25 protein-coding genes are annotated in these 23,485 nt (G+C 66.6%); 19 read left to right on the top strand and 6 right to left on the bottom strand.

Annotated elements, in window-relative coordinates; all coding sequences use genetic code 11:
• Positions 1-18 precede the first annotated feature (18 nt).
• The 14 genes from ASE91_RS16145 to tatC all read left to right on the top strand — a co-directional run bounded on the left by ASE91_RS16145 (position 19) and on the right by tatC (position 14,718).
• On the top strand, positions 19-942 hold the full coding sequence (locus ASE91_RS16145) for a D-alanine--D-alanine ligase (protein ID WP_200911273.1): 924 nt from the start codon (positions 19-21) through the stop codon (positions 940-942).
• Positions 939-1,868 carry a cell division protein FtsQ/DivIB gene (locus ASE91_RS16140; RefSeq protein ID WP_056628009.1) on the top strand — a complete coding sequence of 310 codons (930 nt, stop codon included), beginning with the start codon at positions 939-941 and terminating at the stop codon, positions 1,866-1,868. The genes ASE91_RS16145 and ASE91_RS16140 overlap by 4 nt, the downstream gene beginning before the upstream one ends.
• 16 nt (positions 1,869-1,884) lie before the next feature.
• The gene (gene ftsA / locus ASE91_RS16135; RefSeq protein WP_055999635.1) at positions 1,885-3,144 is read left to right on the top strand and encodes a cell division protein FtsA; all 1,260 of its coding nucleotides are present in this window, start codon (positions 1,885-1,887) and stop codon (positions 3,142-3,144) included.
• 104 nt (positions 3,145-3,248) lie between these two features.
• Positions 3,249-4,769: a cell division protein FtsZ gene (gene ftsZ / locus ASE91_RS16130; protein WP_055999632.1), complete on the top strand. Its 1,521-nt coding sequence runs from the start codon at positions 3,249-3,251 to the stop codon at positions 4,767-4,769.
• A 297-nt stretch (positions 4,770-5,066) separates the two neighbouring features.
• Entirely contained in the window at positions 5,067-6,965 is a 1,899-nt protein-coding gene (locus ASE91_RS16125) for an SPOR domain-containing protein (protein WP_235530528.1), read from the top strand.
• Complete coding sequence (locus ASE91_RS16120; RefSeq protein ID WP_055999626.1) at positions 6,962-8,122, top strand: deoxyguanosinetriphosphate triphosphohydrolase; 1,161 nt, start codon at positions 6,962-6,964, stop codon at positions 8,120-8,122. The genes ASE91_RS16125 and ASE91_RS16120 overlap by 4 nt, the downstream gene beginning before the upstream one ends.
• A gap of 150 nt (positions 8,123-8,272) precedes the next feature.
• Positions 8,273-10,000 carry an arginine--tRNA ligase gene (gene argS, locus ASE91_RS16115; protein ID WP_056628002.1) on the top strand — a complete coding sequence of 576 codons (1,728 nt, stop codon included), beginning with the start codon at positions 8,273-8,275 and terminating at the stop codon, positions 9,998-10,000.
• Positions 10,000-10,731, top strand: a complete 732-nt coding sequence (locus ASE91_RS16110) for an SPOR domain-containing protein (RefSeq protein ID WP_056627999.1) — start codon at positions 10,000-10,002, stop codon at positions 10,729-10,731. The genes argS and ASE91_RS16110 overlap by 1 nt, the downstream gene beginning before the upstream one ends.
• Positions 10,732-10,777: 46 nt before the next feature.
• Positions 10,778-11,782 (top strand): beta-N-acetylhexosaminidase, encoded by a 1,005-nt coding sequence (gene nagZ / locus ASE91_RS16105; protein ID WP_056627996.1) that lies wholly within the window; start codon positions 10,778-10,780, stop codon positions 11,780-11,782.
• A gap of 94 nt (positions 11,783-11,876) precedes the next feature.
• On the top strand, positions 11,877-12,608 hold the full coding sequence (locus tag ASE91_RS16100; RefSeq protein WP_056627991.1) for a segregation and condensation protein A: 732 nt from the start codon (positions 11,877-11,879) through the stop codon (positions 12,606-12,608).
• Positions 12,605-13,171 carry an SMC-Scp complex subunit ScpB gene (gene scpB / locus ASE91_RS16095; RefSeq protein ID WP_056627989.1) on the top strand — a complete coding sequence of 189 codons (567 nt, stop codon included), beginning with the start codon at positions 12,605-12,607 and terminating at the stop codon, positions 13,169-13,171. The genes ASE91_RS16100 and scpB overlap by 4 nt, the downstream gene beginning before the upstream one ends.
• Before the next feature lie 37 nt (positions 13,172-13,208).
• Positions 13,209-13,496: a twin-arginine translocase TatA/TatE family subunit gene (locus ASE91_RS16090; RefSeq protein ID WP_082454074.1), complete on the top strand. Its 288-nt coding sequence runs from the start codon at positions 13,209-13,211 to the stop codon at positions 13,494-13,496.
• 47 nt (positions 13,497-13,543) lie between these two features.
• Positions 13,544-13,945 (top strand): Sec-independent protein translocase protein TatB, encoded by a 402-nt coding sequence (tatB, locus tag ASE91_RS16085; protein WP_056627986.1) that lies wholly within the window; start codon positions 13,544-13,546, stop codon positions 13,943-13,945.
• Complete coding sequence (tatC, locus tag ASE91_RS16080) at positions 13,942-14,718, top strand: twin-arginine translocase subunit TatC (protein WP_055999608.1); 777 nt, start codon at positions 13,942-13,944, stop codon at positions 14,716-14,718. The genes tatB and tatC overlap by 4 nt, the downstream gene beginning before the upstream one ends.
• Positions 14,719-15,035: 317 nt before the next feature.
• Here tatC and ASE91_RS16075 read toward each other — a convergent pair whose 3' ends face one another.
• The 4 genes from ASE91_RS16075 to lipB form a co-directional block, all read right to left on the bottom strand.
• Complete coding sequence (locus ASE91_RS16075) at positions 15,036-15,170, bottom strand: entericidin A/B family lipoprotein (protein ID WP_055999605.1); 135 nt, start codon at positions 15,168-15,170, stop codon at positions 15,036-15,038.
• Positions 15,171-15,437: 267 nt separating this feature from the next.
• Complete coding sequence (locus tag ASE91_RS16070; protein ID WP_055999602.1) at positions 15,438-16,112, bottom strand: hypothetical protein; 675 nt, start codon at positions 16,110-16,112, stop codon at positions 15,438-15,440.
• 203 nt (positions 16,113-16,315) lie between these two features.
• Entirely contained in the window at positions 16,316-16,588 is a 273-nt protein-coding gene (locus ASE91_RS16065) for a hypothetical protein (RefSeq protein WP_056403601.1), read from the bottom strand.
• A gap of 94 nt (positions 16,589-16,682) precedes the next feature.
• Complete coding sequence (gene lipB / locus ASE91_RS16060; protein ID WP_056628784.1) at positions 16,683-17,366, bottom strand: lipoyl(octanoyl) transferase LipB; 684 nt, start codon at positions 17,364-17,366, stop codon at positions 16,683-16,685.
• Between the two features lie 63 nt (positions 17,367-17,429).
• Between lipB and ASE91_RS16055 the strand changes: the two genes are divergently transcribed.
• Both ASE91_RS16055 and ASE91_RS16050 read left to right on the top strand, forming a co-directional pair.
• Positions 17,430-18,266, top strand: coding sequence for a hypothetical protein (locus ASE91_RS16055; RefSeq protein ID WP_156357888.1), 837 nt, complete (start codon positions 17,430-17,432; stop codon positions 18,264-18,266).
• Positions 18,263-19,003 carry a hypothetical protein gene (locus tag ASE91_RS16050; protein WP_055999593.1) on the top strand — a complete coding sequence of 247 codons (741 nt, stop codon included), beginning with the start codon at positions 18,263-18,265 and terminating at the stop codon, positions 19,001-19,003. The genes ASE91_RS16055 and ASE91_RS16050 overlap by 4 nt, the downstream gene beginning before the upstream one ends.
• On the opposite strand, the gene ASE91_RS16045 is transcribed toward ASE91_RS16050, so the two are convergent.
• Complete coding sequence (locus ASE91_RS16045) at positions 18,976-19,569, bottom strand: GNAT family N-acetyltransferase (RefSeq protein WP_056627977.1); 594 nt, start codon at positions 19,567-19,569, stop codon at positions 18,976-18,978. The two genes, ASE91_RS16050 and ASE91_RS16045, sit on opposite strands and share 28 nt — an antisense overlap.
• A gap of 4 nt (positions 19,570-19,573) precedes the next feature.
• Positions 19,574-20,416, bottom strand: coding sequence for an oxygen-dependent coproporphyrinogen oxidase (gene hemF / locus ASE91_RS16040; protein ID WP_056628780.1), 843 nt, complete (start codon positions 20,414-20,416; stop codon positions 19,574-19,576).
• A 349-nt stretch (positions 20,417-20,765) separates the two neighbouring features.
• On the opposite strand from hemF, the gene kduI reads away from it, so the two are divergent.
• The 3 genes from kduI to ASE91_RS16025 all read left to right on the top strand — a co-directional run bounded on the left by kduI (position 20,766) and on the right by ASE91_RS16025 (position 23,451).
• A complete protein-coding gene (gene kduI / locus ASE91_RS16035) occupies positions 20,766-21,605 on the top strand; it encodes a 5-dehydro-4-deoxy-D-glucuronate isomerase (RefSeq protein ID WP_056627972.1) in 840 nt (279 codons plus the stop codon).
• 95 nt (positions 21,606-21,700) lie between these two features.
• Positions 21,701-22,453: a 2-dehydro-3-deoxy-D-gluconate 5-dehydrogenase KduD gene (kduD, locus tag ASE91_RS16030; protein ID WP_056627969.1), complete on the top strand. Its 753-nt coding sequence runs from the start codon at positions 21,701-21,703 to the stop codon at positions 22,451-22,453.
• A complete protein-coding gene (locus ASE91_RS16025) occupies positions 22,450-23,451 on the top strand; it encodes a sugar kinase (RefSeq protein ID WP_056628777.1) in 1,002 nt (333 codons plus the stop codon). The genes kduD and ASE91_RS16025 overlap by 4 nt, the downstream gene beginning before the upstream one ends.
• The last annotated feature ends 34 nt before the right edge of the window (positions 23,452-23,485 follow it).

Raw genomic sequence — 23,485 nt, 5'->3', positions numbered from 1 at the left:
CGACAAGGAACCGACCGCGTGACCGAGCCCCTGCACATCGTCGTCCTGATGGGCGGCTGGTCGTCGGAACGCGAAGTCTCGCTGATGTCGGGCGCCGGCGTCGCGACCGCACTCGAATCGCTGGGGCACAAGGTCACCCGCATCGACATGGACCGCAACATCGCCGCGCGCCTGACCGAAGCGAAGCCCGACCTCGTCTTCAACGCGCTGCACGGATCGCCCGGCGAAGACGGCACGGTGCAGGGCATGATGGACCTGATGGGCCTGCGCTATACGCATAGTGGCCTTGCCACCTCGGTCATCGCGATCGACAAGGTGCTGACCAAGCACGCGCTCGTCCCCGCCGGCGTGCCGATGCCCGGCGGCCGCATCGTCAAGACCGCCGAACTGCACGAACGCGACCCGCTGCCGCGCCCGTACGTCCTCAAACCCGTCAGCGAAGGCTCCTCGGTCGGCGTCGCCATCGTCACCGACGACAGCAACTATGGCAATCCGATCGCGGCGGACGCAAAAGGCCCATGGCAGGAATTCGGCGAGCTTCTCGCCGAACCCTTCATCCGCGGCCGCGAACTGACGACCGCCGTCCTTGGCGACCGGGCGCTGGGCGTTACCGAATTGAAGCCCAAGAGCGGCTTCTACGATTACGACAGCAAATATACCGACGGCCTGACCGAACATGTCTGCCCCGCCGACATCCCCGACGATGTCGCCCGGGCGTGCATGGCCTATGCCGTCACCGCCCACCGCGTGCTGGGCTGCAAGGGCGCGTCGCGCACCGACTTCCGCTGGGATGATGAACGCGGCATCGACGGCCTGTTCGTCCTCGAAACCAATACCCAGCCCGGCATGACGCCGCTCAGCCTCGTCCCCGAACAGGCGCGCCATGTCGGCATGAGCTACGAAGCCCTTGTCGGCTGGATCGTGGAAGAGGCGATGCGATGACCCAGACCGGCAAGCGCGTCGTCCAGACCCGCACCGTCAAGCCCAAGCGCCGTGTGCAGCAGAAGCGCCCGGTCCGTGCCTCGGTCCTCGATCAGGCCGTGGCCGCGCTGCCCGGCGGTGCCGCGACCGCGCGGCGCATCGTCGGCTGGAGCCTGACCGCCGGGGCCGGCGCGATCGTGATCGCGCTCGCCAACTGGTTCGGCGTGTTCGGCATGGTCGGCGTGGCCGCTGCCGAAGCGGTCGGGTCGGCCGGCTTCCGCGTCGAACAGATCGAAGTGACCGGCCTCAAGCGCATGGACGCGACCTCGGTCTATGCCGTCGCCCTCGACCAGCGGTCGCGGGCGATGCCGCTGGTCGATCTCGACGCCACGCGGCAGAAGCTGCTCGGCTATGGCTGGATCGCCGATGCCCGCGTCTCGCGCCGCCTGCCCGACACACTGGTCGTCGACGTCGTCGAACGCGATCCGGCGGCGGTGTGGCAGAACAAGGGGCAGTTGATGCTGATCGACGAGGGCGGCGTGCTGCTCGACGGGGTTCAGCCCAACCGGATGCCGCGCCTGCCGCTGGTGATCGGTGACGGCGCCAATGCGCAGGAACCGGCCTATCGCAAGCTGATGGCCGCCGCGCCCGCGCTGAAACCGGTGGTGAAGGCGGCGATATGGGTCGGCAATCGCCGCTGGGACATATTGTTCCAGACCGGCGAACGCCTGGTCCTGCCCGAAGGCGAGGCCGATTCGGCGAAGGCGCTCATCAAGTTCGCGCAGCTCGACGGTACGCTCGGCCTGCTCGGCAAGGGCTATGATCGGTTCGACCTGCGCGATCCGACCAAGCTGGTCGTGCGGATGAAGCACGCGACGCCGGACGAGGTCGAGGACGACGGGTCGGACAATGCGACGGCGGCGGCACCGCCGACCGACGGCGACTGAACAGGGGGCAGGGCATATGGCGAAAACGGCACCGGAAGGAATCATCACCGCACTCGACATCGGCACGTCGAAAGTATCGGCACTGATCGCGCGCGTCGACGACAGCGGCGAATTGACCGTGCTCGGCACCGGTCAGCGGGAGAGTCGCGGCGTCAAGCGCGGTTATATCGCTGACATGAAAGCGACCGAGACCGCGGTCCGCGAAGCGGTCGAACAGGCCGAACGCATCGCCGGCTTCAATATCGAGGATGTGTGGGTCAGCTTTTCGGCGGGTGGCCTCGTGTCCGATATCGTCAAGCTGGAGGTCGATCTGGGCGGCCACCGCGTCGAACAGTCCGATATCGATGCGTTGCTGAAAGCTGGTCGCAACGCGATCGATCCGGGTCAGCGCATGGTGCTGCATGCCCAGCCGATGCGCTACACGCTCGATGGCCTTGGCGGGGTGCAGGAACCGAAGGGGCTGCACGCCGATCGTCTCGGCGTCGAGATCCACGTCGTCGCCACCGAAGGATCGCCGGTCCGCAATCTCGACCTGTGCGTGCGCTCGGCGCATCTCGAAACCAAATCGATCGTCGCCGCGCCGGTCGCGACCGGCCTTGCCTGCCTGTCGGAGGAGGAGCGCGAATTGGGCGTCGCACTGGTCGAAATCGGCGCGGGGATTACCAACGTCTCGGTCTTCGCCAATGGCGTGCTGACCGGCCTCGCCTCGATCGCGATGGGGGCCAGCGACATCACCGACGATGTCGCCTCGGCGTTCGGCACCAGCCGGGCACAGGCCGAACGGCTGAAATGCTTCTACGGTTCGGCCAACATGTCCCCGCGCGACAATCACGACATGATCGAGGTCGCGGCGGTGCGCGCGGACGAGGATGCGGAGGGGACGCGCATCACCCGCGCGCAACTCATCACCACCATCCGCCAGCGGCTCGAACGGCTGGTCGGCGAAATCGGCAAGGAACTGCGCCGGCTGAACTTCGACGATCCGGTCGGGCGGCAGGTCGTGCTGACCGGCGGCGGTGCCGAACTGAAGGGGATCGCCGACTACGCGCAACAGGCACTCGGTCGCCCGGTTCGTGTTGGTCGGGCGCGCGGGCTGACGGCGTTGCCGGAGGCGCATTCGGGTCCCGGCTTCGCGACGCTGGCCGGTCTGGCCATGTTCGCCGCATCGAACCCGGTCGATTTGCGCGCGTTACAACCCACGCAGCAGATGGTATCGCGTCCCAGCACGGGTGCGCTGTTCCAGCGGCTGATGACCGCATTCCGCACCAACTATTGACTTTTTCTACCCATCGGGCCGCGGGGGACTAGGATCGCCTCGCTGCTTGATGCACAACGGCATGGTAATTGTGCCCGGTGCCGGCCGGGACAGGGAGACCGAGTATGAGCATCGAATTTCTGGCACCCGACGTGGATGAACTGACCCCGCGCATCACCGTGATCGGGGTCGGCGGTGCCGGCGGCAACGCGATCGCGAACATGATCCGTGCCGAGGTGCAGGGGGTCGAGTTCCTCGTCGCCAATACCGACGCGCAGGCGCTGAAGCAGTCGTCCGCGCCGCAGCGTATCCAGCTGGGTGCGAAGATCACCCAGGGTCTGGGCGCGGGCAGCCGCCCCGAAATCGGCCGCGCCGCTGCCGAGGAAACCATCGAGGCGGTCCAGAAGAGCCTTGAGGGCGCGCATATGTGCTTCATCGCCGCCGGCATGGGCGGCGGCACCGGCACCGGCGCGGCCCCCGTGATTGCCAAGGCGGCGCGCGAGATGGGCATCCTGACCGTGGGCGTCGTGACCCGTCCGTTCGCGTTCGAGGGCAAGCGTCGCGGCAAGTCGGCCGAGGCCGGCATCGAAGAGCTGCAGAAATATGTCGATACGCTGATCGTCATCCCGAACCAGAACCTGTTCCTGATCGCCAACGCCAACACGACCTTCAAGCAGGCCTTCGAAATGGCCGACGAAGTGTTGCAGCAGGGCGTGCGCGGCATCACCGACCTGATGGTCATGCCCGGCCTTATCAACCTCGACTTCGCCGACGTCCGTTCGGTGATGCAGGAGATGGGCAAGGCGATGATGGGCACCGGCGAAGCCGAAGGTGACAATCGCGCCATCGAGGCGGCGCAGCAGGCGATCGCCAACCCGCTGCTCGACGGCGTATCGCTGAACGGTGCCAAGGGTGTGATCGTGTCGATCACCGGCGGCGACGACATGCGCCTGCTCGAAGTCGACGAAGCCGCGAACCACATTCGCGAACTGGTCGACGAAGACGCCAACATCATCTGGGGTTCGGCGTTCAACAGCGAGCTGGAAGGCAAGATCCGCGTATCGGTCGTCGCGACCGGTATCGAGGACGAAGTCCCGTCGCAGGCACAGCCCGCTCCGGCCCAGCCCGAACCGACCCGCGCCTTCTCGTTCAATGCGCCCCGTCGTCCGGCCACGTCCGCTCCGGTCGCGCCGACCGGTGCCGCTGCCGAGCATCTGCAGGAAGCGCCTGCGCCCGCACCGATGGAACGCTTTCCGCAGGGGGCCAGCCAGCCGTCGGTGTCGGAACGGATCGTGCCGCATTCGACCTACGACGCCCCGCAGCACATGTCTCCGCAAGCACCGGTGCAACCTTCGCACGCCGATGAGGACGAACTGGTGCTCGGTGCCGAAGCCGCCGCACCCGCGCCCGCACCGACCCCGGCGAGCGATTTCAACGCGTCGTCCAGCGAAGGCCGTCGCCGCTGGCTGACCCCCGAAACGCCCGCCGAACCGGCTCCGCGCGAGGAAGCGGCACCGACCCGCAAGCCCGGCGGCACATTGTTCGAACGCATGGCCAACGCCGGCCGCGCCCCCGCGCGCGGCACCGACGATGGCAAGGAACCGCTGGACATCCCGCGCTTCCTCCACCGTCAGAACAACCAGTAAGCAACCCGCCCCGCGACCGGCATCGCGGGGCGACAGTTCCTGAAGTCCCAAATCCTCCCCGCGCCGCGGGGAGGGGGGCCTCCGCATACGGAACCGAAGAAACTTTCCTACACCCCGCAACCCTGTCAGACTCGAAACCGGCACCCGCCGCGCACCCGACTTGCCCGGAAGTGCGTCGATACGTGGCACCTTCGTCACCTTCGCCGCCCGTTCGTCGCCACGACCACTCGCTTCGTCGCCGACCGCGCGCAACCACCATTCCCGGTTCAGCCCCGACATGGTGTAGCGGGGTCGCCCATGACCCGATTCCCGATGTTCCGCGCGACGGCCCTGCTGCTCGCCTCCGCCGCCCCGCTGCCCGTGGCGGCCCAGTCCGGCGCGATCGTCCAGTCGGTGACGACTCCCAACGCCGATCGCCTGTCCGAACAGATGCGCATCCTCGGCCGCAGCCCCAACGACGTATCGGCGCTGGTCGAGGCCGGTCGCCTGAGCGGCAAGCTCGGCGACACCGATGCCGCGATGCAGTTCCTGGCGCGCGCCGAGAAGGTCGCGCCCAGCGACCCCCGCATCCGCGCCGCGCGCGGCGTGGCGCTGGTGACGATGGAACGGCCGGGGGAAGCACTCGCGCTATTCAACTCGGCCGAGCGGGCAGGGGTCGCGATGACGCCCTATCTCGCCGAACGCGGCCTCGCCTATGATCTGCTCGGGCGCGGCACGCTGGCGCAGGCCGATTACCGGCAGGTGCTGCGGGCCGACGAGGACGACGAGATCACCCGCCGCCTCGCCCTGTCGCTGGGGATTGACGGTAATCTGGCCGAGGCGACCCGGGTTCTGAACCCGCTGCTGCTGAAGAACGATCGCGCCGCGTGGCGGGTACGCGCCTTCGTCCTCGCCATGTCGGGCGACGCGATTGGCGCGGACAGGATTACCGCCAGCATGCTGCCGGGCTTTGCCAGCAGCCTGTCGCCCTTCTTCCGCCGCCTGCCGCAATTGGCCGGCGCCGACCGGGCGTTCGCGGTGCATTTCGGCCGGCTGGCACCCTCGCCCGAGCGGATCGCCGACGCGCGCCTCGCGCCGCCGCTGCCCGCGCCGATCCGCACTGCTGCACCGGTCGCCGTCGCCGCCGTCACCCGGGCCACCGCCCCAGCGACCGTCCGCCCGCTGTCGAGCGGCGAACGTCGCCGTCAGGCACAGGCCGAGCAGGCGCGCCGCGTCGCCGAGGCTCAGGCACAGCAACTTGCCCAGGCCCGCGCCGACGAAACCGCGCGCCGCGAATCACTGGCCCGCGCCAATGCCGAAAAGGCGGCACTGGCGCAGCGCGAACGCGACGCCCAGCAACTCGCCGCGCAACAGGCCGAACAGACGCGCATCGCCGAGGCAACCCGACTGGAAGCGGAACGGGTCGCCGCGCGTCAGGCCGAGGAACGCCGCGTCGCCGCCGTCGCGCTGGCGGAACGCGACCGGCTGGCACAGGCCGCCCGTCCGCCGGTGCAGGTCGCCGCCGCGCCGGTGCCGGTCACCGTCGTCGACCGCCCGCCCGAAACGCCGCCCCCGGCGACGCCGGCCGCTTCGACCGCCGCCACGACGGTCGCCGCCCGGCGCGAAACGAACGACGACGTCCTTGCCCGCATCATCCGCAACCTCGACATTCCGGCCTCCGAACTCGGCGTCGGCCCGCCGCCCGTCGCCACCATCCCGACCAGCGCCGCCGCCTTCGCCGCCGATGCCGCCGCCGCGCGCAAGGCCGCCGAAAAACGCGAAGCCGATGCCCGCGCCGCAGACGTTGCCAAGGCCGCTGCCGCCAGGAAACTGGCGGACACCCGCGCCGCGACCGCCAAAAAGGCTGCCGAGGCGAAGAAGCTCGCCGACCAGAAAAAGGCCGAAGCCGCCGAGGCTGCCAAGCTCGCCGCGGCCAAGCGGGCCGATCCCGAACGCCATTGGGTGCAGATCGCCGGCGGTGCCAACGTCGCCGGCCTGCCCGCCGCGTGGGCGATCATGGCCAACAAGGCCCCTGCGCTGAAAGGGCGACAGGCATGGACCACCTCGCTGCGCGCGACCAACCGCCTGCTGACCGGACCGTTCAAGACCGATGACGAGGCGCAGGCCTTCGTCAACACGCTGCGCAAATCGGGGGTACAGGCCTTCGCCTTCACCAGCGAAGTCGGCCAGAAGGTCGCACGGGTCCCGGTCAAGTGACCGCAAGCTACGCCGCGAATCCGCACGCCCATGGCGGCCGCCTGCACGCCGAACCCGGCGACGCCACGCGTGGCCCGCGCGACGCGTTTCAGCGCGACCGCGACCGCATCATCCATTCGATCAGCTTCCGTCGCCTGCGCCACAAGACGCAGGTGTTCATGGCCCCCGATGGCGATCATTTCCGCGTCCGGCTAACCCACAGCCTCGAAGTCGCGCAGATCGGTCGCGCGGTCGCCCGCACGCTGGGGCTGAACGAGGATCTGACCGAGGCGCTGTGCCTTGCCCATGACATCGGCCATCCCCCGTTCGGTCATGCCGGCGAAGATGCGCTGGAAGCGGCGATGGTCGTGCATGGCGGGTTCGACCATAATGGGCAGACGCTGCGGACGCTGACGTGGCTCGACAGCCCGTATCCGCGCTGGCGGGGGCTGAACCTCACCTGGGATACGCTGGAGGGGTTGGCCAAGCATAACGGCCCGATCCCGACGCCGGGATGGGCGCTGGCACAGGCGGATGCGGCGCACGCCCTGCGGCTGAACGAATGGCCGTCGCTGGAGGCGCAGGTCGCTGCGATCGCCGACGATATCGCCTATGACAATCACGACATCGACGATGGCCTGCGCGCCGGGCTGCTGACGCTCGACCAGTTGCTTGAGGTTCCGTTCGTCGCCGCCGGATGGGATGCGGTGCGCAACCGCTTCCCCGATGTGCCGCCCGAACGACTGGTCGGCGAACTGACCCGGTCGCAGATCGGTTCGATGGTCAACGACCTGATCGCCGAGACCAACCGTCGGGTCGCGACGGCAGGCGTCGAGACCGTTGCCGATGTGCGCGCCGCCGGCCAGTGCCTCGCCCATTTCTCGCCCGAAATAGCCGAACAGGAGCGGGTGCTCAAACGCTTCATGTACGCCAATCTGTATCACCACCCGCGCCAGCTCGCGGCGGCGGAGATGGCGGGGCAGGTCGTCGCCGGGCTGTTCAGCGCCTATCATGCCGATCCGCACGCGATGCACGATGGCTGGCGCACGACCCTGCCCGAAGGCGAGCCCGATCGCAGCCGCCACATCGCCGATTACATCGCCGGCATGACCGACCGTTTCGCCGTCCGCTGCTATCGCGAGGTCGTCGGCCCGATCGACCTGCCCGAAGGGTTCTGAGAGCCCGTTTGGAAACTCGCGAATGGGCGGGCCGGTACCGCAAAACGCGCAGCCGCGCGTTTTCAAACACACGCTGACCGCATAGCAGCTTTTGCCTAAGCCGGTCCTTTCCGCTAAGCGGCGCGGTTCCACCAACCGACCGGAACCGCCATGACGCTGTACCCCCGTTTCTTCGCCCATCTCGACCGCGCGCTCGATACGCTCGTGGCACGTGGCGACCTGCCGGCGGGGCTGGAGCGACGGGCGATCACGGTCGAGCCGCCACGCGATACCAGCCATGGCGACCTGTCGACCAACGCGGCGATGGTCCTTGCCAAGCCAGCGAAGACCAACCCGCGCGCGCTGGCCGAATTGCTGGTCGCCGAACTGGCGGGCCTGCCCGAAGTGGCCGCCGCGTCGGTCGCCGGGCCGGGCTTCATCAACCTCACGCTGACCGAAGCGACGTGGCGCGCCGAACTTGCCGCCATCGCCGAAGCGGGCGACGCCTATGGCCGGTCGCAGGCGGGGGCGGGGACGGTCGTGAACATCGAATATGTCTCGGCCAATCCGACCGGGCCGATGCACATGGGCCATTGCCGTGGCGCGGTCGTCGGCGATGCGCTGGCCAGCCTGCTCGAATGGAACGGCGCGCGCGTCGTCCGCGAATATTATGTCAACGACGCCGGCGGGCAGGTCGCCGTCCTCGCCCGTTCGGCGCATCTGCGCTATCGCGAGGCGCTGGGCGAAACCGTGACCATTCCCGAGGGTCTGTATCCCGGCGATTACCTGATCCCGGTGGGGCAGGCGCTGGCTGCCGAATGCGGCGACCGGTATGTGAACGCGCCGGAGGAGGAGTGGCTGGTGCTGTTCCGGACCCGTGCCGTCGCGGCGATGCTCGACATGATCCGCGCCGATCTGAAACTGCTCGGCATCGAACATGACGTCTTCTCGTCCGAAGCCGAGTTGCAGGCGGCGAAAAAGCCCGAAGCCGCCGAGGCATGGCTGCGCGCGCGCGATCTCGTCTATGACGGCGTCCTCGAAGCGCCCAAGGGCGAGACGCCCGAGGACTGGGAGCCGGTCGAACTGCCGCTGTTCCGCTCGACGAAATTCGGCGACGATCAGGATCGTCCGATCAAGAAGTCGGACGGCAGCTGGACCTATTTCGGTGCCGACCTCGCCTATCATTTTCAGAAGGCGGAGGGCGTCGACCAGTTGATCGACATCTGGGGCGCGGACCATGCCGGCACCGTCAAGCGGATCGTCGCGGCGGTGCAGGCCCTGACCGAGGGCAAGACGCGCTTCGACGTGAAGCTGGTGCAGATGGTGCGGCTGCTGCGCGGCGGTGAGCCGGTCAAGATGTCGAAACGCGCCGGCAACTTCGTGACGCTCGCCGATGTCGTGAGCGAAGTCGGCAAGGACGTCGTCCGCTTCACCATGCTGACGCGCAAGGCCGATGCGCAGATGGATTTCGACTTCGCCAAGGTGGTCGAGGCGTCGAAGGACAATCCGGTCTTCTACGTCCAATATGCCCATGCCCGCGTCCATTCGCTGGCCCGGCGTGCCGCCGAGGCGGGGATCGCGGTGGTCGACGATGCCGACCTGTCCCGTCTCGACACGGTCGAGCTGGCGCTGGTGAAGCGCGCAGCGCAGTTTCCGCGCATGGTCGAAAGCGCGGCCGCCGTGCGGGAACCGCATCGCATCGCATTCTATTTGTATGACCTGGCTGCGGAATTCCACGCGGCGTGGAATTTGGGCAATGACGACCCGTCGCGCCGCTATCTTCAGCCCGATGATGTGGCGCTGACGCAGGCACGGCTTTTCCTTGCGCGCGCGATCGGGCAGATTATCCGCAACGGCCTCGCCATCATGGGGGTCGAGGCGGTTGAGGAGATGAAATAATGGCGGATTCGATCGCATCGCGCGATCCCGACCACGAACGCCTGCCGTGGCTCGAAAGCGCCGATCCGGAACCGGACGCGCCGCGCCCGGTCTGGCGGACGGTGTTGCTGGTGCTGATCGGGCTGCTGATGGTCGCCGCCATCGTCTTTGCCCTGTTGCGGCAACGCGATGCGCCGACCGCCAGCGGCACCGGCGACCTGATCACCGCACCGAACGAGCCGTACAAGACGCGTGCGGAAGGCAGCGACGGCATGCAGGTGACCGGCGACAGCGACACCGCCATCGCGACCAGCGAAGGGGCTACCGGCGGCAATGCCTCGGTCAATCTCAACGCAGTCCCCGAGGCACCGGTGCAGGGCAGCGCCGCCGCCCCGGCCAATGCCCCGGCGAACAGCGGCACCGGCCGTGTCGCCACGGCCGTGCCGACCACCACCCAGCGGCTGGAGGCACGCGCCCCGGCAGTTGCGGCACCCGCGCCGGTGGCGGCGGGGGCGGGTGGTTCGGTGGTACAGCTGGGGTCGTTCCCCAGCGAAGCCGTCGCCAACACCGCCTGGAACCAGCTGTCGCGCCGCTTCGCCTATCTCGCTCCGCTGGGCAAATCGGTGCAGGTCGCCGAGGTGAAGGGCAAGACCGTCCATCGCCTGCGGGTGAATGCCGGCAGCGCCAATCAGGCATCGGACCTGTGCGGCAAGCTGAAACTGGCAGGGGAGAATTGCTTCATCGCCCGGTGACATACGCCGGTTGTCGCGCCGGGCCGCCTGCGGTAGCCCGGCGCGTATGAAGCCCGTGATCTTTGGCCTGTCCGGCCCGACGCTGACCGCCGACGAAGCCGCGCTGTTCCGCGAAGCCGATCCGCTCGGCTATATCCTGTTCGGCCGCAATTGCGTCGATCGCGAACAGTTGCGCGCGCTGACCGATGCGTTGCGCGACCTGTCGGGGCGGGCCGATCTGCCGATCCTGATCGATCAGGAGGGCGGTCGCGTTGCGCGGATGCGGCCGCCCGAATGGCCCGCCTTTCCGGCCCCTGCCGCGTTCGCCGCGCTCTACGACCGCGCGCCGTCCTCGGCGATTGCGGCGGCCAGGGCAAATGGGCAGGCGATCGGCGCGATGCTGGCAGAGGTCGGCGTGACCGTCGATGCGCTGCCGCTGCTCGACGTGGCCCAACCCGACATGACCGGGGCGATCGGCGACCGCAGCTATGGTGCCGATCCGATGCAGGTCGCCGCCCTTGGTCGCGCCACGCTGGACGGGCTCGCGTCGGCCGGGGTGATCGGCATTGTCAAGCATATGCCGGGTCATGGCCGGGCACGGGTCGACAGCCATCTCGAACTGCCCCGCGTCGATGCATCGGACGCTGACCTGGCGATCGACCTGCAACCATTCCGCACGCTGGCGCACGCACCGATGGCGATGACCGCGCATGTCGTGTTTTCGGCGTGGGACGCCGACCGTCCGGCGACGCTGTCACCGACCGTTATACAGTGGATCATCCGCGATCGGATCGGGTTCGACGGCCTGCTGATGACCGACGACATCGATATGAAGGCGTTGTCGGGAACACCGGCGGACAAGGCGTCGGCAGCGATCGCCGCCGGATGCGACGTGGTGCTCGATTGCTGGGCGCGCATCGACGAGATGGTGGCGATCGCCGACCGCCTCGACAGCATCGCCGCCGGTTCGCGGGCGCGGCTCGACCGCGCGATGGCCGGTGCCGGGAAGACGACCGATATCCCGTTCGCCGACCTCATCGCGACCCGCGACCAACTGCTCGCGCTCGCCTGACGCTGCCGGGCCGCGTGCATTGCCAGGCGTATATCGCAACGTCACGTGTGAAACTCGGTGACGGCCACCGCGTCGCGCGGATAGGATTGCCGCCATGGAAGCCGACGCGCCGACGCTGACGATTGAACTCGACGGATGGGAAGGGCCGCTCGACCTGTTGCTGGCGCTCGCCCGGACGCAGAAGGTCGACCTGCGGCGCATCTCGATCCTCGCGCTGGTCGAGCAATATCTGCGCTGGATCGATCGGGCGGCGGCGGTGCGGCTGGAACTGGCCGCCGACTGGCTCGTGATGGCGGCATGGCTGGCCTATCTCAAATCGGCACTGCTGTTGCCGCGCGAGCCGGAGATGGACCCGGACCCAGAGGAACTGGCACTGCGCCTGCAACTGCGGCTCGAACGGCTCGATGCGATGCGGGAGGCCGGGGCGCGGCTGCTGGCGCGCGACCGGATCGGCCGCGACGTGTTCATGCGCGGCGATCCCGAAGGGCTGCATGTCGTGCGCAAGGCGCGCTGGGATGCCAGCCTGTACGACCTGATCGGTGCCTATGGCCGGGTCAGCGCACGGACCCGGCCGGTGCTGCATGTCGTACGGCACCGGCCGGTCATGACGCTGGAGGTCGCGATCGAACGGGTGCAGGCGATGCTCGGCACCCGGATCGACTGGACCGCGATCAGCACGTTCCTGCCCGTCGACACCGACGAACGCTATCGTCGCTCGGCGCTGGCCTCGACCTTTCTCGCGGCGCTCGAACTGGCGCGGCAGGGCAGGGTGGCGATCCGGCAGGACGCGCCGTTCGGCCCGATCGACATCCGGCGGATCGCATGACCGATCCGTTCGTCCGGGCGGTGGAAGCGGTGCTGTTCGCCAGCGAGACGCCGCTGACCGCCGGCATGATCGCCCCCTATGTCGGCAACGGCGATGTCCGGGCGGCGCTCGCCGCGATCCAGACCGATCATGCCGGGCGGGGGTTCGGGCTGGTTCGACGCGGCGAGTATTGGCATTTCGAGACCGCCCCCGACCTCGCCCATTTCCTGCGCCGTGACCGGGACGAATCGCGCAGGCTATCGCGTGCGGCGATCGAGACGCTGGCGATCATCGCCTATCACGAGCCGGCGACCCGCGCGGACATCGAATCGATCCGCGGCGTACAGATTTCGAAGGGGACGATCGACGTGCTGCTCGTCGCCGGCTGGATCCGGCCAGCGGGACGGCGCGAGGTGCCCGGACGACCGCTGACCTATGCCACGACCCCCGCCTTTCTCGACCATTTCGGCCTCGACAGCCGGCGCGACCTGCCCGGGATCGACGACCTGCGCGCCGCCGGTTTACTCGAACCAATCGACGATGCCTTCGCAACCATGCTGGAAAGCGGCGACGATAGCGACTAAGTGAAGCGCACGATCCGTTTCGCTTGGAGTGTGGACGATGGGTGGTCTTAGTATTTGGCACTGGCTTATCGTCGGCGTCCTGATCCTGTTGCTGTTCGGCAAGGGGCGTTTTTCCGACATGATGGGCGATGTGGCGAAGGGGCTGAAAAGCTTCAAAAAGGGGATGGCCGAGGACGACGACGTACCGCCGCAGCCCGTTCGTCCGCGCGAACGGCTGGAACAGCGTCCCGGCGATGATCGATATGATCACGATCCCGCCCCGCGCGATCCGGTGCAGCGCGATCCGATCGTGCGCGACACCGACCGTCCGCACGGCGACCGCTGATCCATTGCCAACCGGCGGGCCGGTGGTCCGCCTGAAGTCGAGCACCGATGTTCAATATCGATTCTTCCGAATTGCTGCTCGTCGGGCTCGTCGCGTTGCTCGTCATCGGCCCGAAGGACCTGCCCAAAGCGATGCGCTTCGTCGGCCATTGGGTCGGCAAGGCGCGTGGCGTGGCGCGGCAGTTCCGATCGGGGTTCGATACGATGGTCCGCGAGGCCGAGCTGGCCGAAATGGAAAAGAAATGGGCGGAGGAGAACGCCCGGATCATGCGCGAGCATCCGACCTCGGATGCTGCCGTCCATCCGGCCGACGCGCCGTCGCCGCCACCGCCGGTCCATGACCCGGTGCAGCCGGTCGATCATGCAGCGCCGGTCATGGTCGAGCGTCCCGAACTGCGCGACGGTCCGGCCGACCAACCGCCCGCTGCCGACGGCAAGGCTGCGTCATGAACGATATCGACAATAGTCAGGCGCCCCTGCTCGATCACCTGATCGAACTGCGCCGTCGCCTGCTTTATTCGGTGATTGCCGTCGCGCTGTGTTTCGGCCTGTGCTTCTATTTTTCCGAACAGATCCTGTCGTTCCTTGTTCAGCCATTGTTGGCGGCCGGGCAGAAGAAGGTCATCTTCACGCAGATTTTCGAGGCTTTCTTCGTCCAGATCAAGGTCGCGTTCTTTGCTGCGATGATGCTGGCGTTCCCGGTAATCGCCAACCAGCTGTGGCAATTCGTCGCACCCGGGCTGTATCGGAACGAAAAGAAGGCACTGTTTCCGTTCCTGCTGGCCACGCCGGTGCTGTTCATCGCCGGTGCGGCGCTCGCGTATTACGCGACGATCCCGGTCGCGCTCCATTTCCTGCTCGGCTATCAGGGCAATCTGGGCGGCGTGCAGCAGGAAGCGTTGCCGTCGGTCGAGAACTACCTGTCGTTCGTGATGCAGTTCCTGTTCGCATTCGGTCTGGCGTTCCTGTTGCCGGTCCTGTTGATGCTGCTGGAACTGGCTGGTATCGTTACCCGCAAGCAACTGGTCGGCGCGCGGCGCTACGCGATCGTCGCGGCCTTCGCCATCGCCGCCGTTGCGACGCCGCCTGATATTGGGTCGCAGGTCCTGCTCGCAGTGCCGCTCATCCTGCTCTACGAACTTGCGCTGATCGCGATCTGGTTCACCGAGAAACGTCGGGCGAAGCGCGATCCCGACGCTGACACCGACGAAGAGGTCGCCTGAAGGTCGACAAGGTGCCGTGACGACTTGCATCGCGGCCCGCTCGTGCCGGTCACATCTGCGACATGCCGTAGCAGCCGGCTACGGGCGCGCGGTGTGGCCGTAGCGCAGGCCTGGGATGCTCGCGGAGCATTTTGTCGGGTGCTGCGGTTACCGCCCAAGCCGGGAGCCACCTCCACACATTTGTCCCTGCCGCCAGCGCCGGGCCAATCGGCAAGGTTTGCAGTGCCGTTGGTCGTCGTGACCCGGTCACGCGCATAGAAAAGGGGCGGTTCGGATGACACCCGAACCGCCCCCCAACCTTGGTCCGTTCGAAGAACTTACTTCGAATCCTTCGCCGCGCCGGTGACGGCATCGCCTGCCGAAGAAACGTCACGACCCACACCTTCGACGGTGTTGCACGCGCTGATGGCGAGGGCGCCGGCAACCACGGCCAGGCTAAAAAACTTTCGCATGAGGACCTCCGATGGACAGGCAGCTTGAGCCGCTCCACAGGAAAATGTCTAACCCGCCGGTTCGTTCCGGTTCAGCAACTGCTCCGTGCAACTGACAAAAGAACAACCCGCCAGCANGGGGGGGGGAGGGTTCACACCAACCGGGCCCTGTTCTTGGATAGCGAGAGCGGGGGGGCATAAATTCGCTATCCGAGGGTGATAACGGGATGCCCGATGCTTGGTTCCGACCGATCCGCTTCTTTTTTTGAAAGTGTCGGCCCGTGGCGATCAGGCGGGGAACTCGCCGCAACGCTTCGTCTGCCACAGTCCCTTGCGCCAGCACTTCTTGTTCTCGAACTGGTAGAGCCGCACCGGACGCACATAATAGGGGATGGCGCGCGTGAACTGCTGATCGCCGTACGCGACCAGCGAGTTGCGCAGCTTGCGCATCCGCATCTCGGCGAACTCCCCGAGATACCCACGCGGCACGAAGATCGCTTCCTGTCCGATTTCGTTTGCCGCCTGGCAGAAGCCGAGCTGCGCCGAAACCGTCGAAAAGCTCGAATAGACCCGGGTGCCGAATTGATCGAGCGCGGTCTGGCCGGCCTTGGTCGATCCGGCGGTGCGGATGAAATATTTGCTGAGCGCGTCGTAGCTCTGCTTCAGTTCGTCAGTGTGATCGAACAGCATCGCATTGTAATTGTGCAGCGTCAGCAGCGTTGGTTCGAACTGGCATTGCAGCGCCGCGACGTTCAGTCCCGATCGCAGGTTCCATAGCACTGCCGCGCGCAGTTCGGCGGGAGTCGCGCCGGGCAGCGCCTGCGTGGCGACGCCGGTTTCCTCGCCGGTAACGCGCGGGCCGTCCATATCGACGGGCTTCAGATAAAACTGTGCCGACGCGGGGGTTGCCGCGACGGTCAGGGCGGCGACAGCGGCCAGAACCAGAGTACGCACTACGCTCATCTCTTTCTTTCACGGCGCATCGGCGCCTTGGGCGAGCGCGATGGTTAGGCAGTTTTGCCCAGCGACCCAAGCCCGATTTTACAATCGCCGCCACGTTTCGCCGCACGACCGCGTAACGATCGTCGAGCTATCCGATCGCGCAACGAAAAAGAGCCGCCCGGTCGCCCGGACGGCCCCTTCGCCAGAATAGCCGAAACGGCTGATTACATGGCGTTGGTCATGCCGGCTTCGTTCGACATCATCATGGTGTCGTTGGACATCATGCTGTCGTTCGACATCATCATGGTGTCGTTGCCCATGGCGCCGTCAACGGCGGTCATGTTGTCCGACATCGTTCCGTCCATCATGTCGGTCGAGTTCAGGTCGGTAACGGTTGCGTTATCGGCGGTGGTTTCGGTGTTACCGCCGCAAGCCGACAGCGCCAGCGCCGCACCGGCAACGATCGAACCGGTCAGAATCTTCGAAAATGCACGCATGGTAAGCTCCCTAAGCTGTGGAGTAGGCGGCGTTCTTAGCCGTTCATACCCAATCCGCTCTGGACGATAGTCGAACCGCCCGTCCCCCTCAAGCCTAGTTTTGTGCACCAGCGTACAAGGCGTCGAGGAAGACGGGAAAACCGTCTGCCAACGCCCGATCAAAATCACTCGCATCGATCGGTCTGCCAAGGGCTTGCGCGCTCGTAACCGGATATTCGGCGATACCGCAGGGTACAATCCCACCGAAATGTGTCAGATCCGGGGCGAGGTTGACGGAAAATCCGTGCAGCGTGGCCCATCGCCGCACCCGAACGCCGATCGCGCCGATCTTGGCTTCGGTCCCGCCATCGCTGGTCCAGATGCCGATCCGGTCGGGCACGGCATAGGCATGAATGCCGAATTCACCGAGCGCGCCGATAACCCATGACTCGACGGCATGAACGAACCGCCGGACGTCGCGCCCGCGCCGGGTCAGGTCGAGCATCAGATACCCGACCCGCTGCCCCGGCCCGTGATAGGTATAGCGCCCGCCGCGTCCCGCCGCGTGCACCGGGAACCGGGTATCGAGCAGCTCGGTGGGGTCGGCGCTGGTGCCGGCGGTGTAGAGCGGCGGATGTTCAAGCAGCCACACCAGTTCATCCGCAGTGCGATCCGCGATCGCGGTCGCGCGTGCCTCCATTTCCGCCAGCGCCGCAGGATATTCGATGCGACCGGGCGAGCGGCGCCATTCGATCTGCTGTTCGGTTGCGATGGATGGGATGAAGGAGTGGGTAGCCATTTTCATTCGGGAAGAGGAGGGGTAGAGCGAGGTCCATCGATCAAATGGGGAGCGAGCGCAACGATGGTAAGTGTCGGAACAGTGTGGGACCGGGCGGTCGATTTCGTCCGCGAACATCTGGGCACCGTGATGCCGGTACTGATCGTGACCCAGTTCGCTGCTCCGGCGATCAGCGGTAGCCTGGCCGGGGTGCGGGCCGACGCGACCGGCGGTACCGCCGCCGGCCTCGGGCTGTTGTCGGTTGCGACCACGCTGATCTCGCTCTGGGGAGCGCTGTATCTGATCGGCTTTGCCGCGCAGCCGAGCGGGCGTGAGGATCGCCATGCGGCGATGACCATCGCCACCACCCGGTTCGTGCCGCTCGTGGGGCTCAGTGTCGTCGTACTGGTCGCGCTTGGCATCCTTGCGCTGCCGGGCATCCTGCTGGCGGTGGCCAGCGGGTTCGATTTCATGGCGATCGCCAACGGCACGTCGCTGCAGCCGTCCGAATTCGGCAAGCTTGGCTCGGCGCTGCTCTATTTCCTCGTCTTTGCGCTGTTCGTCCTGTGGCTGTCGGCACGGTTGCTGCCGATCAACGCCGTCGTGGCGATGGAGCGGCGGGGGCTGGGCGCGTTCGGTCGGGCGTTCGCGCTGACGCGGGGGATGACGTGGAAGCTGATCGGCCTGATCATCTTGTACGCCATTGTTGCGGGGATCGCCGTATCGGCGGCACAGTTCGTGTTCGGTTCGGTCGTTGCGCTGATCGCCGGCGATGCCGGCGGCCTGTCGATCGCGGCCATCGCCGGCGCGGCCGCCGTTGCCGCGGTCAGTTCGGTGCTGGCGCTGTTCCAGTCGGCGTTCATCGGCAAGCTGTATCGCGCCGTCGTCGGCGAGCAGGACGATCTGGCCGTCTTCGCATGAGGCTGGATGTCGCTGCGGCGGTACGTGAAGCGGTTTCGATCTGGCGGCGGGATCGCGACGTCATCGTGGCGGTCGCGGGCATATTCTTCTTCTTGCCCAATCTGATGCTGTCGCTGCTGCTGACGATGGACAGCGCGCCGGTGTCCGCCGATCCGGCAACGGCCGACAACGGTGCGCTCGTCGCGGCGTTGCAGGCGCAGCTGATCGAGAATGCCCCGTGGCTGGCGGTGCAGGCATTGGCCGAGCTGATCGGCATCGCGGTGCTGCTGGCGCTGTTGCTCGATCCCGCGCGGCCGACGGTGGGCGCGGCGTTGCGCAGCGTCTTCCGTCGTCTGCCGGTGCTGGTCGTCGCGATGCTGCTGGTCAACGCGGCGAAGCTCGGCGGATTGCTGTTGCTGGTGCTGCCCGCACTGTACGTGATCGGCCGCGTGTTCGTGGTCATGCCGGTGCTGCTGGCCGAGCCGCAGCGGCGCTTCGGCGATGCGATGAGCCGGGCGCTCGCGCTGACCCGTGGCCATGTGCTGCAATTGCTGTCGCTGTCGGCGCTGCTGTATTTCGGCGGGCAACTGATTGCGTTGCTGCTGACCAGCACCGCCAGTGCGGTATCGCGCAGCGGCGGCAATCCGGTGACCATGGCAATGCTCGCGACCGCCATCGCCTTTGTCGGGGCAGCGATGTCGACCGCCTTCGCGCTGGTCCGGGCGACCGTCTATCGACGGTTGGCCAGCAAAGGATAATGCGGCGCGCTGTCGGCGGGAAGGATGCCGATGGCACGCGGATCGGCGAAGGTCTCGATCGTCCGCTGGTACGGCACGAAACCCGAGCGCCGATAGAAGGCGAGCGCGCCGGGATGGTCGAGCGTGCAGGTATGAACCCAGACCCGGCGCACGTTCTTGCGCCAGGCCAGCGCCAGCGCCTGCGCCATCAGCCACCGTCCATGGCCCTGTCCCGTCAGTTCGGGGATCAGCCCGACATAGGATAGTTCACATTCGCCCGCCTTCCGGTCGTCGAGTTCGAGCATCCCGACCTCGATCCCCGCGCGGTCGACCACCGCCCAGATGCGGACCGCATCGCCGTGAAGGATCGCGGCCAGCGTTTCGTCCGCCATCACCAGACGCGAAAACCACAGCCATGGCTGGCCGATCCGGCGGAAGAGCGCGCGATAGCGATCGATTCCCGGCTTGTCCCAGCGCACCAGTTGCAGCGGCGACGCGGGCAGCGGGGCCGGACGCGGCCGTTCGAGCATTTCGAGCGAGGTGACGATCGTCGCCACCTCGCCCGGCTTGACCGGGATCAGCGCCACTCCGTCAGCTCCACGTCGCCAGCGGCGGCAGGCTCATCAGGATCGCATCGATATTGCCGCCGGTCTTCAGCCCGAACAGCGTCCCCCGGTCATAGACCAGATTGAACTCGGCATAGCGCCCACGCCATTCGAGCTGGCGTGCGCGATCCGCATCGTCGAACGGCATCCCCATCCGCCGCCGAACCAGTTGCGGATAGATCGACAGGAATGCTTCCCCGACATCGCGGGTGAAGGCGAAATCGTCGTCCCAGTCGTTCGACAGATGGTCATAAAAGATGCCGCCGACACCCCGGTGCACCCCGCGATGGGGGATGTAGAAATAGTCGTCGGCCCATTGCCGGAACCGTGGATAATGCGCCGGATCATGGGCGTCGCAGGCGGTCTGCATCGCCGCGTGGAAGTCGGCGGTATCCTGCGGATAGGGGATGGGTGGATTGAGGTCCGCGCCGCCGCCGAACCAGCGCTTGGTGGTCACCAGAAACCGGCAGTTCATATGGACGGCCGGGACATGCGGATTGGCCATGTGTGCGACGAGGCTGATACCCGTCGCGAAGAACCGCGGATCGTCGGCGGCCCCGTGGATCGACTTGGCGAACTCGCCTTCGAACGTCCCGCCGACCGTCGAGACGTTCACCCCGACCTTTTCGAACACCTCACCCTTCATCACCCCGCGAACGCCGCCGCCGCCGGGTTCGCCCGACGGATCGGTGCGGTCCCAGCGGGTATAGTCGAAGGTCGCGTCGGACCCGCCCTCGCGCTCGATCGCTTCGAACGACGCACAGATACGGTCACGCAGCGATTCGAACCAGGTACGGGCGGACTGTTGCTGGGGATCGAGCGGTTGCATGACCATTGCTTTGCCGGGCGAGGCGGGCAGGGGCAAGAGGACGGAAGATATCTACCGGATGTACCCGGCAAGGGAACCGGTGTCATAATCAAATGATATGCCACTGATAGCCGTGTTTGTGCCAATCGAATGTCCGCATGTCGAACAGGATAATCACATTACGGAACGACAAGGCGCGCAGGTTCCTTTAGCCGCCAAGGTTCGATCCGACGCAAATCCGCCATTCCTGTCTCGTAAAAACCGGTCGACGGGACGGTTCAGGGGGGTTAGGACAGTAGCAACGAAATCGAACCGCCGGACCCTTTGGCAGCGAGCACCTGCTGATACCGGTTACCTGATGGAGAGACTCATGTTCGACCGCACCTATTACGCAACGCATCCCGACATGATGGAATGCGTCTCGAACGAGGAACTGCGCGATCGGTATCTGATCGACGGCCTGTTTCGCGAAGGCGAGTGCGTCCTGAACTATACCCATGCCGACCGGTTCGTGATCGGTGGCGTCGCAGTGGGCGATGCGCCGGTGAAGCTGCCCGCGCAGACCGAACCGAAATCGGCCGCCGGGCATCCGTTTCTCGAACGGCGCGAAATGGCCGTGGTCAATGTCGGCGAGGCCGAAGGCACCCTGACCGTCGATGGCGAGACGTTCACGCTCGGCAACAAGGACTGCGTCTATGTCACCATGGGCGCCACCGACGTCGAATTCGGCGGCACGGGCGCGCGTTTCTATATCGCGTCGTGCCCGGCGCATAAGGGCTTCACCACCCGCAAGCTTGGCATTGCCGACGCCAATGCGCTCGACCGTGGCAGCCTCGAGGAATCGAACGAACGTACCATCTATCAGCTGGTCATTCCGGGCGTATGCGATTCGGCGCAGCTGGTCATGGGGCTGACGGTGCTGAAGCCCGGCAGCGTGTGGAACACCATGCCCCCGCACATCCATGAGCGTCGCAGCGAGATCTATTTCTACTTCGAACTGCCGACCGACAACGACAAGGTGTTCCATTACATGGGCGAGGGCGAAGCGATGCGCCACATCGTCATGGGCAACGAGGAAGCGGTCATCTCGCCGCCCTGGTCGGTGCATATGGGTTCGGGCACGCGCGCCTATGCCTTTATCTGGGCGATGGCGGGTGAGAACCAGGACTATACCGACATGAACGTGCTCGACATCTGTCAGCTGGCGTGAGCGCGCGAAGGCCCTAGCGCAGGCGGGGCCGACGCCGTCATCGCTGCTATGCAGAAGATTGCCTCCCCGCCGCGGCGGGGCCAGGAGGAATTGCCATGAATCCCTTCGATCTTTCGGGCCGGGTCGCGGCCGTCACCGGTGCCAATACCGGCATCGGACAGGCCATCGCGCTGGCGCTCGCCGCTGCTGGCGCCGATGTCGCGCTGATCGGTCGCACCCCGGCCACCGACACCGCCGAACGGGCGCAGGCGATGGGTCGCCGCGCGGAGATCGTCTCCGCCGACCTGTCGACCATCGCACCGGTCGACGGGGTCGTGTCGCAGGTCGTCGACACGCTGGGCGGGCTCGATATTCTGGTCAACAATGCCGGGATCATCCGCCGCGCCGACAGCCTCGACTTCACCGAAGCCGATTGGGACGCGGTGATCGACACCAACCTGAAATCGGTGTTCTTCCTCTGTCAGTCCGCCGGCCGCCACATGGTTGCGCAGGGGCGGGGCAAGATCATCAACATCGCGTCGATGCTGACCTTTCAGGGCGGTGTCCGCGTGCCGAGCTATACCGCATCGAAATCGGGGATCGGCGGCCTGACCAAGCTGCTCGCGAACGAATGGGCGGCAAAGGGCGTGAACGTCAACGCGATCGCGCCGGGCTATATTGCTACCAACAATACCGCCGCGTTGCAGGCCGACGAAACCCGCAACCGCCAGATTGTCGAACGGATACCGGCCGGACGCTGGGGTGCGGCCGACGATCTGGGCGGCGCAGCGGTCTTTCTCGCCTCGTCCGCGTCGGACTATGTCAACGGCCATGTCCTTGCGGTCGATGGGGGATGGCTGGCGCGATGATCCTCTGCTTTGGCGAATTGCTGCTGCGGCTGACCGCGCCGGGCCGCGAGCTGTTGATGCAGAGCGGCCGGTTCGATGTGAATGTCGGCGGGGCGGAGGCGAATGTCGCGGTCGGTCTCGCCAATCTTGGTCATGCCAGCGCCTGCGCCAGCGCGGTACCCGACAGCCCGCTGGGACGGGGAGCCGTGTCGGCGCTCCGCGCGCAGGGCGTCGATTGTTCGCGGGTCGTGACCCGTGACGGACGTATGGGCCTGTATTTCCTAAGCGTCGGGGCGGGGCTGCGCGCGTCGGACATCGTCTATGACCGCGCCGGCTCCAGCTTTGCGACTGCACCGGCCGACAGCTGGGACTGGGACCGGCTGCTCGACGGCTGCACCCGGCTGCACTTGTCGGGGATCACCCCGGCGCTGGGACGGGAGAGCGCAAACGCCGCGATCGCAGCCGCCGAAGCCGCGCGCGCGAAGGGGCTGACGATCTCGTTCGACGGCAATTACCGCGCCCGCCTGTGGGAAGCATGGGATAGCGACCCGCGCAGCGTGTTGACCCGGCTGGTCGGCCTTGCCGATCTGTTGTTCGGGAACCACCGCGACGTGTCGCTGCTGCTCGGACAGGATTTCTCGGGCGATGGCGAAGATCGTCGGCGCGAAGCGGCGCAAGCGGCGTTCGCGGCGTTCCCGAACCTCAAGCACATCGCCTCGACCGCGCGCCATGTCATCGATGCCGACCATCACCGCCTGTCGGCACGGATCGATATGCCGGGCGGTTCGGTGCAGACCCCGGAAGTCTCGATTTCCGGCATCGTCGACCGGATCGGCGGCGGCGATGCCTTTGCCAGCGGCGTGCTGCACGGGCTGATGTCGGGTGAAAGCGAGGACGTGGCGGCGCGCTGGGGCCTTGCGGTCGCGGCGTTGAAGCATTCGCTGCCCGGCGATTTTAGCCTGTTTCATCAATCCGATATCGATGCGTTTCTTGCCGGCGGGCTGGACGTCCGCCGCTGATCCGATCATAGGATGTGCCCGGGGGCACGGCTGC

It is taken from the genome of Sphingomonas sp. Leaf62 (assembly GCF_001421915.1).
Classification (GTDB): Bacteria; Pseudomonadota; Alphaproteobacteria; order Sphingomonadales; family Sphingomonadaceae; genus Sphingomonas.
The sequence above is the reverse complement of the archived record's forward strand: the minus strand, read 5'-3'. Positions and strand labels throughout refer to the sequence as shown.